The organism is Thermodesulfobacteriota bacterium, assembly GCA_039028315.1.
Classification (GTDB): domain Bacteria; phylum Desulfobacterota_D; class UBA1144; order Nemesobacterales; family UBA2774; genus CR02bin9.
In genome coordinates, this window is the sequence record JBCCIH010000096.1 from 1 (window position 1) to 8,787 (window position 8,787).

Annotated in this window: 9 protein-coding genes and 4 tRNA genes; all 13 read left to right on the top strand. The window is 39.2% G+C overall.

The window, feature by feature from the left end; genetic code table 11:
- Positions 1 to 613: MFS transporter (locus AAF462_07085; protein MEM7008885.1), on the top strand; the 613-nt coding region annotated here is incomplete at its 5' end.
- A 55-nt stretch (positions 614 to 668) separates the two neighbouring features.
- A complete protein-coding gene (locus AAF462_07090) occupies positions 669 to 1,073 on the top strand; it encodes a PaaI family thioesterase (GenBank protein ID MEM7008886.1) in 405 nt (134 codons plus the stop codon).
- A 99-nt stretch (positions 1,074 to 1,172) separates the two neighbouring features.
- Positions 1,173 to 2,633, top strand: a complete 1,461-nt coding sequence (gene lysS / locus AAF462_07095) for a lysine--tRNA ligase (protein MEM7008887.1) — start codon at positions 1,173 to 1,175, stop codon at positions 2,631 to 2,633.
- The gene (locus tag AAF462_07100) at positions 2,633 to 3,940 is read left to right on the top strand and encodes an FtsX-like permease family protein (GenBank protein MEM7008888.1); all 1,308 of its coding nucleotides are present in this window, start codon (positions 2,633 to 2,635) and stop codon (positions 3,938 to 3,940) included. The genes lysS and AAF462_07100 overlap by 1 nt, the downstream gene beginning before the upstream one ends.
- Before the next feature lie 3 nt (positions 3,941 to 3,943).
- The gene (locus AAF462_07105; protein ID MEM7008889.1) at positions 3,944 to 4,618 is read left to right on the top strand and encodes an ABC transporter ATP-binding protein; all 675 of its coding nucleotides are present in this window, start codon (positions 3,944 to 3,946) and stop codon (positions 4,616 to 4,618) included.
- Positions 4,608 to 7,022, top strand: a complete 2,415-nt coding sequence (bamA, locus tag AAF462_07110) for an outer membrane protein assembly factor BamA (GenBank protein ID MEM7008890.1) — start codon at positions 4,608 to 4,610, stop codon at positions 7,020 to 7,022. The genes AAF462_07105 and bamA overlap by 11 nt, the downstream gene beginning before the upstream one ends.
- 20 nt (positions 7,023 to 7,042) lie before the next feature.
- Positions 7,043 to 7,540, top strand: coding sequence for an OmpH family outer membrane protein (locus AAF462_07115; protein ID MEM7008891.1), 498 nt, complete (start codon positions 7,043 to 7,045; stop codon positions 7,538 to 7,540).
- Between the two features lie 39 nt (positions 7,541 to 7,579).
- Positions 7,580 to 8,014, top strand: coding sequence for a 3-hydroxyacyl-ACP dehydratase FabZ (fabZ, locus tag AAF462_07120; GenBank protein MEM7008892.1), 435 nt, complete (start codon positions 7,580 to 7,582; stop codon positions 8,012 to 8,014).
- 152 nt (positions 8,015 to 8,166) lie between these two features.
- Positions 8,167 to 8,241, top strand: a tRNA-Thr gene (locus AAF462_07125).
- A 48-nt stretch (positions 8,242 to 8,289) separates the two neighbouring features.
- Positions 8,290 to 8,372, top strand: a tRNA-Tyr gene (locus AAF462_07130).
- A gap of 79 nt (positions 8,373 to 8,451) precedes the next feature.
- Positions 8,452 to 8,525, top strand: a tRNA-Gly gene (locus tag AAF462_07135).
- A 13-nt stretch (positions 8,526 to 8,538) separates the two neighbouring features.
- Positions 8,539 to 8,611, top strand: a tRNA-Thr gene (locus AAF462_07140).
- A gap of 53 nt (positions 8,612 to 8,664) precedes the next feature.
- The coding region (locus tag AAF462_07145) for a GTP-binding protein (GenBank protein MEM7008893.1) at positions 8,665 to 8,787 on the top strand (123 nt) is incomplete at its 3' end.

The following is an 8,787-nucleotide window of genomic DNA, read 5'->3' on the forward strand; positions in this document are numbered from 1 at the left end:
CAAGAGGCTAGAAATCGACGGGAGCAGAAAAAATTACTTGTCTTTAGTCCTTCATGAAGGAGTCCTCCTTGCGGCCTCAGCGCTCTTTGTTGCGGGAATGGGATTTGTAACAGTAATCAGCTTTGTCCCGGTTTTTGCTGGCCGTATAAATGTAGAGCAGTATGAAATATTTTTCATAGCCTACACTTTCTCCGTTATTGCAATAAGAGTTTTTGGAGGATGGATACCCGATACTTACGGAAAGAGAAGATCTGCTATCCCAGCTTTCTTTGTATATGCGGCAAGTATAATTCTGCTCGGTATTGCAGATGAGTGGATAGAACTACTTATATCTGGGGTTTTGTTTGGCTTAGGGCACGGTCTATTTTATCCGGCAATTTATGCACTTGTTATTGATTTATCCTCTGAGGCGGAAAGAGGAAAAGCTATATCAATCTGCAGTGTTTCTTTTACATTCGGGGGTATGATCGGAGTTTTAATCTATGGCTTTGTGGCGGAATATTGGGGATTCGAAGAGATGTTTATAATATTGGGCATAATGTCAGCAATCGGATTTTTGATTTTTTCATTGTTTGGCAAAGACCCATCATCCCAAGTAGATAGTAATAAATAGATATTTCAAAACTCTTATTTCCAAGTACTCTATAGCGAAGTTTACGGAGAATGATATGTCTGAAGACAAGAACTTAAACCACAAATTCCCGCACGTTCCCATATGGGAGCTTATGAATATTAAAGTAGTAGAGATGGGAGAGGGCACGGCCACTTTGACTATGCCGTTTGATAGCGACCTTACTAATCCCTACGGCATGATGCACGGCAGCGCCGCTTATGCACTCGCAGACTCAGCTGTAGCTGTAGCCATTTCAACCATAACTCAAAAAGGAAAGCAGTTCTTTACAATTGAAATGAAGGTTAACTATTTAGAGCCCGTAAGTGATGGAATACTTGAGGCTAAAGCTAAGGTTCTAAGGGAGGGGCGAATAGTTCCCGGAGAGGTTGATGTCTACAATGAAAATAAACTTGTAGCTAAGGCTTTAGCAACGTATATTATTGTGGACGAAAAAAAATAACTTGCGGACGATAAATTAAACCCCTAAGCCAAGATAAATAATTCAAATTATTCATATAAGATTAATTGTAGATTCTAATGTAGAAGGTTTATCTGAATTATGGAAAACGAACAGTTTGAGCAGAGAAAACAAAAACTAGACGAGCTAAAAGAATCGGGGATAAATCCATTCTCTAATGACTTTAAGCCCGATCATTTGGCAGCAGATCTTATCTCAAAATATGCCGACTCTTCTGAAGAGGATTTAGGTCAAGTTAGTGATGTATTTTCTTTGGCTGGCAGAGTGATGGCTATAAGAGATTTCGGTAAGAGCATGTTTTTTCATATCGCTGATAGATCCGGGAGAATCCAAGGCTATATAAAAAGAGATGTTGTAGGAGAAGATGAGCAAAAAGCATTTAAGAAGTTTGTAGACCTAGGGGATTTTGTCGGCATAAAAGGCAATTTGTTTAAAACCAGAACTGGTGAGCTAACTGTTAACGTTACAGAGTATAAATTTCTTACTAAAACTCTTCATCCGCTACCTGAAAAATGGCACGGTCTTAAAGATGTTGAGGTTAGATACCGCCAGCGTTATCTGGACTTAGTTTCTAACCCTGAAATAAAAGACATATTTCTAACTAGAAGTAAAATTATTGCTCTAATCAGAAAGTTCTTAGAAGAAAAAGATTTTGTAGAGGTTGAAACACCTATCTTGCACCCAATTGCGGGTGGGGCTGCAGCCAGGCCCTTTGAGACACATCACAATGCCCTTGATATGGATCTAGTGTTAAGAATCGCCCCTGAGCTATATTTAAAAAGACTGGTTGTAGGCGGAATAGACAGAGTTTTTGAGATAGGAAGGAATTTTAGAAATGAGGGCGTATCCACTCAGCACAACCCAGAGTTTACAATGATGGAGCTCTATCAGGCCTATGCTACATATGAAGATCTAATGGAAATGACAGAAGAGCTTATCTGTCATATTGCTATGGAAGTTAAGGGCTCTCTCAAATTTGAATACGGTGATATACAGATAGATCTTACGCGCCCGTGGAAGAGAATGGAAATAACACAGTCGCTCACAGATGAGTTGGGCGATGAAATACTATCTGATGATAAAAAGCTGTTTGATAAAGCTGACTCTATGGGAATTGACCATAAAGGCGTTAGGGGAAAAGCTATAACTGAAATGTTTGAGGCAATTTTTGAAGAGACACTGATAAATCCGACTTTTGTATACGGATTTCCGTTAGACGTTTCTCCATTAGCCAGAAAAAATGAAGAAAACCCCGAGCTCACTGACAGGTTTGAGCTTTATATCGTTGGCAGAGAAATAGCAAATGCATTCTCTGAGCTAAATGACCCGGTAGATCAAAAAGAAAGATTTGAAAAGCAAATTGAGTTGAAAAATAAAGGAGATGAAGAAGCGCACGAAATGGATCAGGATTATGTCACCGCACTAGAGCACGGTATGCCGCCAACTGCTGGTGAGGGAATAGGGATTGATCGTTTAGTTATGCTGTTTACAAATTCTCCTTCCATAAGGGAAGTGATTTTCTTTCCTCATCTTAGACCCTAATGAAATACGAATATTTTATAGGACTCAGATACCTAAGTTCCAGAAGAAAGCAGAAGTTTACTTCTATCATCGGAATCATATCCGTTCTGGGAGTTATTATAGGTGTAATGGCTCTAAATGTTGTACTAGCTGTAATGGGAGGCTTTGAAGAAGAACTTAGAGAGAAGATTCTCGGCGTGAGTTCTCACGTTGTGGTTCTAAGTTATAACGGCCCCATGAAGGAATACGACAAGATAAAGGAAGATGCTGTTGATTTCCCAGGAGTTATCGGCGCAAGCCCCTTCATATATGGACAGGGAATGATTTCAAGCGAGCGAAATGTATCGGGCTCTGTAATCAGAGGAATAGATCCTAGAACAGCAGGCGAAGTTACTAATATTGAACAGGCAATTGGTAACGGTATAGCTAGAAGAAACAAGACAGATGAGAGGCTGTCTGATGAAGAATTAAGAGAGCTCGGAAGGGGTCTGTTAATAAAACTTACTCAAGAAACTGAGTCTGGCCGCCCGCCCGTTCTGATAGGTAAAGAGCTTGCTGCAAATCTCGGAGTGATTGAGGGGGATGAAGTAAGTCTCGTATCTCCTTTTGGAAAACTTGGACCTTTTGGACAGACTGCGAAAGTTAAGAAATATGAGGTAATAGGAATATTTGACTACGGTATGATTGAGTATGACTCATCCATATCATATGTGAATCTGCCTGATGCAATGGACTTCTTTGATATGGAAGATCAAGTTTCCGGAGTAGAGGTTAAAGTTGAGGATATTTATAATGCTAAAAGCTTAGGTAATGAGCTTACGTCAGTTTTAGGTTTTCCTTATTACACAAGAAACTGGGAAGAGGTTAATCAAAGACTTTTTAAAGCTCTTCGTCTGGAAAGAATAGGAGTTGCAATAATTTTGGGTCTAATAATCCTTGTTGCGGCCCTAAATATAGTAAGCACGTTGACTATGGTTGTTATGGAAAAAGGTAAGGATATAGCTATTTTACGAGCTATGGGGGCAACTAGAAGTGGAATATTAAAGATCTTTGTGACAGAGGGAATGATAATAGGGACAGTGGGTACAATATTGGGAACAGCCCTTGGATATGGTATTTGCTATATGCTTAAAACAAGCGATACAATAAGAAAACTTATTCCGTTTGATAATAATGTCTACCCTATTTCGGACTTTCCAGTTAAAATTGAACCGACTTATTTTATTACTGTTGCAGTAATGAGCGTGCTTATATGCTTTATTGCAACTTTATATCCATCGTTTCAAGCATCTAGGAAAGATCCTATAGAAGCACTGAGGTACGAGTAATATATGCTAATTGAAATAAAGGGATTGTCGAAGGTGTTTGAAACAGTGGGCGCGAGAGTAGAGGCCTTGAAGGGAATAGATTTGAATATATCTGATGGAGAGACACTGGCTGTTGTGGGAGTTTCAGGTTCTGGTAAAAGCACGCTTTTGCACATACTGGGCACTTTGGAGCATCCCTCTGAAGGAGAAGTGTTGTTTGACGGTAAGGATATTTTTACACAGGCTGACCGTTCAATTGCTTCATTTAGGAATAGTGAGATTGGTTTTGTCTTTCAGTTCCATTACCTTCTTCCCGAGTTTACTGCTTTAGAAAATGTTATGATGCCCTGTTTAATAAACGGTATGGATTCAGAACAGGCAAAAGATATATCTCAAGAGATACTAACAAAAGTAGGATTGGAAAACAGATTAGATCACAGGCCAGGAGAATTGTCGGGAGGAGAACAGCAGAGAGTTGCTATCGCCAGAGCTGTTGTGCTTAAGCCAAAAGTTATATTAGCAGATGAGCCTACCGGTAATTTAGATGTTGATACTGGCAGCGCGATTTTAGATTTATTCTTGATGTTAAATGGGGAATATGGAATAACTTCTGTATTAGTTACGCACAATATGGAAATAGCTAACCGTCTTAATAGGAGAATTAGACTTTCTGATGGAAAAATTGTTGATGCAAATTAATAAACGCAATTCTATAGCAGTGCTTTCACTTGCGGGTCTAGTTGTGCTTTTGACCTTTTATCTCTACCCTAATCTGGGACAGGCTAGCAGCGTTGAGAGAATAACACTAGATGATGCTCTTAATTGGGAAGTTGCGCAAGCAGAAACTGAACCACAGAACACCGAAATTGAAGAAGAAGGCGATCTTAGTGCCACAAACAATAATATTGTACAAATTAAGGTAGAAGGTAACAGAAGGGTAGAAAAAGAACTAATTGAACTCAATATTAACTCGCAAGTTGGTCAAACGCTTTCAACTGCCTCCGTAAGAGAAGATGTTAAGAAGATATACGGTCTTGGATCATTTGAAGATGTTACTGCTGAGATAGATAGAACTCCTAATGGAATTATTCTTGTTTATAAAGTAAAAGAAAAACCTATTGTCGCTGATCTTAGAATAAGAGGTAATGACGATATAAAGAGTAAAGATATTCTTGAGGTCGTCACTGTTAGAGAAGGAAAAATAATTGATCTAAACAATGTTAAGAAAACTCAAGAAATTATAGGTCAACTCTATGCTGAAGCAGGACTTGTGGGAACAGTAGTCGATTATGAAATTGAGCCCGAGGGCGATGGGACAGTAAGTGTTACCTATGATATTAAAGAGGGTAAAAAAGCCTACATTAAGGAAGTTAATTTTGTAGGCAATGAGCAGCTAAAAACCAAAGTTGTTAAAAAGGGCATCTACTCAAAGCCAAAAGGTATTTTTTCCTTCCTTACAAAAAAAGGACTCTACAATCCAAGAGAAATACTTAACGATTCAGAGAGAATTCGTACAACTTATATAGACAATGGATTTTTGGATGTAAAGGTAAGTAAGCCCGAGATTGAATACAGTGATGAGAAAAAAGGTTACATAGTAACATTTAAAATCAGCGAAGGTGATCAGTTTACGGTTAATGAACTATCATTTGCCGGGGAGTTAATTGTTCCAGAGGAAGAACTCAGAGAAGTACTTAGTCTAAAGAGTGGCGAGATTTTCAGAGGAAGCCTGCTCGCTAGAGACATATCCGGTCTTACTACATTTTATGGTAATCAAGGATTTGCATTTGCAAACGCTGAACCTCAGTTTGCTGTAGACCGACAGAACCAAACTGTGGATATCAGATTTAGTATGGAAAAAGGACCTGAAGTATATATAAGAGAAATCGATATTGTTGGCAACTACAGAACTAGAGACAAGGTAATACGAAGAGAGATCCCTATACAGGAGCAGCAGCTCTACAACGCAAGCGAGGTGCAGGCAATAAGGCCTAGGGTTACAAGACTAGGGTTCTTTGAGGAAAATGTTGAAGTAGTTTCCGAGCGTGTTCCGGGTCAGGAAGATAAGCTCGATTTAGAAGTAAGAGTAGAGGAAAAATCAACAGGTTTCTTTAGTGTAGCCGGTGGTTTCAGCTCTATTGAAACATTTATCTTTGCAGGTCAAATTCAGGAATCAAACCTCTTTGGTTATGGTAAAAGAATTTCACTAAATGCACAGATCGGCGGCGTTACTCAGCTATTTTTCATCAACTACGGGGACCCCAACTTTTGGGATAGCGATTACACTCTAGATGCAACATTATTTAGAACAGATAGAACTTTTAGAGATTTTGACCGTAGCTCATGGGGAGGAAGAATAACGTTTGGTAGAAGAATCTGGAGATGGCTGGAGCTTGATGTTTCATACAGATTAGAGAATGTAAAAATCAGTGGAATCGATGATAACGCAAGATTAATTCTTACATCAGAAGACCAGACAATAAGCGCAATAGGAATCGGAGCAAAATGGGATTCAAGAAATAACCTTCTTGATCCTAGCAAAGGAAATTTAAGCCGAATGATTATAGAGTCTGCAGGTGGACCAACAGGTGGAAATGTTGATTATATTAAATATACTATATCATCGAGACAATGGTTTAGGTTATGGTTTAATACAGTCTTTACAGTAAGGGGAAGATACGGAATAATAGATTTCCGAAATACTGGAAATGATTTGGTTGTTGCAGAAAGATTCTTTCTCGGAGGCCCTAACTCACTTAGAGGTTTTGGTTTCAGAAGAGTTGGACCTAGGGTTCCTACGGAAGATGGTAACTTTGTAATTATTGGTGGTGTTCAAGAAGTTCTATTCTCTGCCGACTATGTATTTCCGATAATTCCATCAGCTGGACTAAGAGGTGTATTATTTGTTGATTCGGGTAATGCCTTTAACGACGGCGAGGATTTAAGTTTGAATCCTTCCGATCTTAGAAACGATGTTGGATTTGGATTTAGGTGGATATCTCCTCTCGGACCACTAAGACTTGAAATTGGTATACCACTAGGAGACAGACTGCCAGGCGAGAATTCCTACGAAATACAGTTCACAGTAGGAACATTATTTTAGATACCAAGGAGGTATAAAAAATGAGATTATTTTTACTTGTTCTTTGTTCACTAGTATTTATGTCTAGCTTAGCCTACGCTCAGGCAAAGGTAGGTTATGTAGATCTTAGGAGAGTTGTTACAGATTCTAGAAAAGGAAAAGCAGCTTTTGCCGCTGTAGAATCACAATTTGGTCCTAGAGGTAAGACCCTGGAGAACAAAAGAAAATCACTTGAAGCTATGGAGCAGGATTTCATCAAAAATGCTGCTGTAATGAACGAAGCGTCAAGAAAACAAAAAGCTGAGCAGATCGATAGAATGAAGAAAGATTTCACTAGATCACTCGAAGACTTTCAGTATGAGCTGAAAAAGAAAGATTTTGAACTATCTCAGACCATTCTTGATGATATAGAAGGAATACTTAAATCTATAGGACAATCTGGCGGCTATACTGTTATTCTAGAGAGCAGTAGTCTGGTTTATGGAAGCCCATCAGCGGATATTACTGACCAAGTAATCAAAGCATACGACGCTAAGTAGTCGAAATTACATATTATTTTAGGAGCAGCCCATATTTTGATGGATAAAGATGAAATAAAAAGCTATATACCGCACAGGGAACCTTTTCTGTTTGTTGATAAAGTAATAGAGTTTGAGCCTTATAAAAGAATAGTTGCTGTAAAAACTTTTCCCAAGGAACAAGAATTCTTCAAAGGCCATTTCCCTGGACACCCAGTAGTACCAGGGGTAATATTAACTGAGTCGTTAGCGCAGGCTGCGGCTGTATTAATGGGGGCTTCTTTAGAAAAAGATGAGAATGCAGAAAATATAGAGGGATGTTACTTAATGGGCCTGGACAAAGTAAAGTTTAGAAAAGTAGTTAATCCGGAAGATGTGATTGAGCTTCATGCGGAAGTAATTAAACTCCGTTCAAAGATTGTTACTTTTAAAGCTGACGCCTATGTAAGTGAAGCAAAAGTTGCTGAGGCCGAGTTTATGGCTACATTCTATTAAATTATCACATATTCTTGTGATAATATTGACAATAACGAAGATTATGTGTTAAAGTATCTGGTTTTATAATCGCGGGCGAGTTCTACCTAATTTAATTTTTATGGAGAACCTATAATTTTTCTCTAGGAATAATAAATATTGGGTATTGGTCAGCTGGCGTAGCTCAGTGGTAGAGCAGCTGATTTGTAATCAGCAGGCCGGGGGTTCAAATCCCTTCGCCAGCTCCATTTTATACGATGAATAGACTAGAAAGTTTAGACATATTGTCTTTGCCGGGGGAGGTGGCTGAGTGGTCAAAAGCAGCAGACTGTAAATCTGCCGGTGTAAGCCTACGTAGGTTCGAATCCTGCCCTCCCCATAATTTATTAATGGGTTTTGGTAATAGAATTTTGATGAATATAGAAAATAAGATTAATGAAATATTAAATGCTCTATTAGCGGGAGTAGCTCAGTTGGCTAGAGCATCAGCCTTCCAAGCTGAGGGTCGCGGGTTCGAATCCCGTCTCCCGCTCAAAGTTGCACTCGCCCATGTAGCTCAGCCGGTAGAGCACATCCTTGGTAAGGATGAGGTCGGCGGTTCAAGTCCGCTCGTGGGCTCATTTTCTAATAAAAATTTAGTGTTTCTAATAGCATAGGAGGAAAGCGAGAAAATGTCTAAGGAGAAATTTGAGAGAGGTAAGCCGCACTTAAACATAGGAACTGTGGGTCACGTAGACCACGGAAAGACGACATTGACAGCGGCGATCACAAAAGTACTAGAGAAGGCAGGTGGA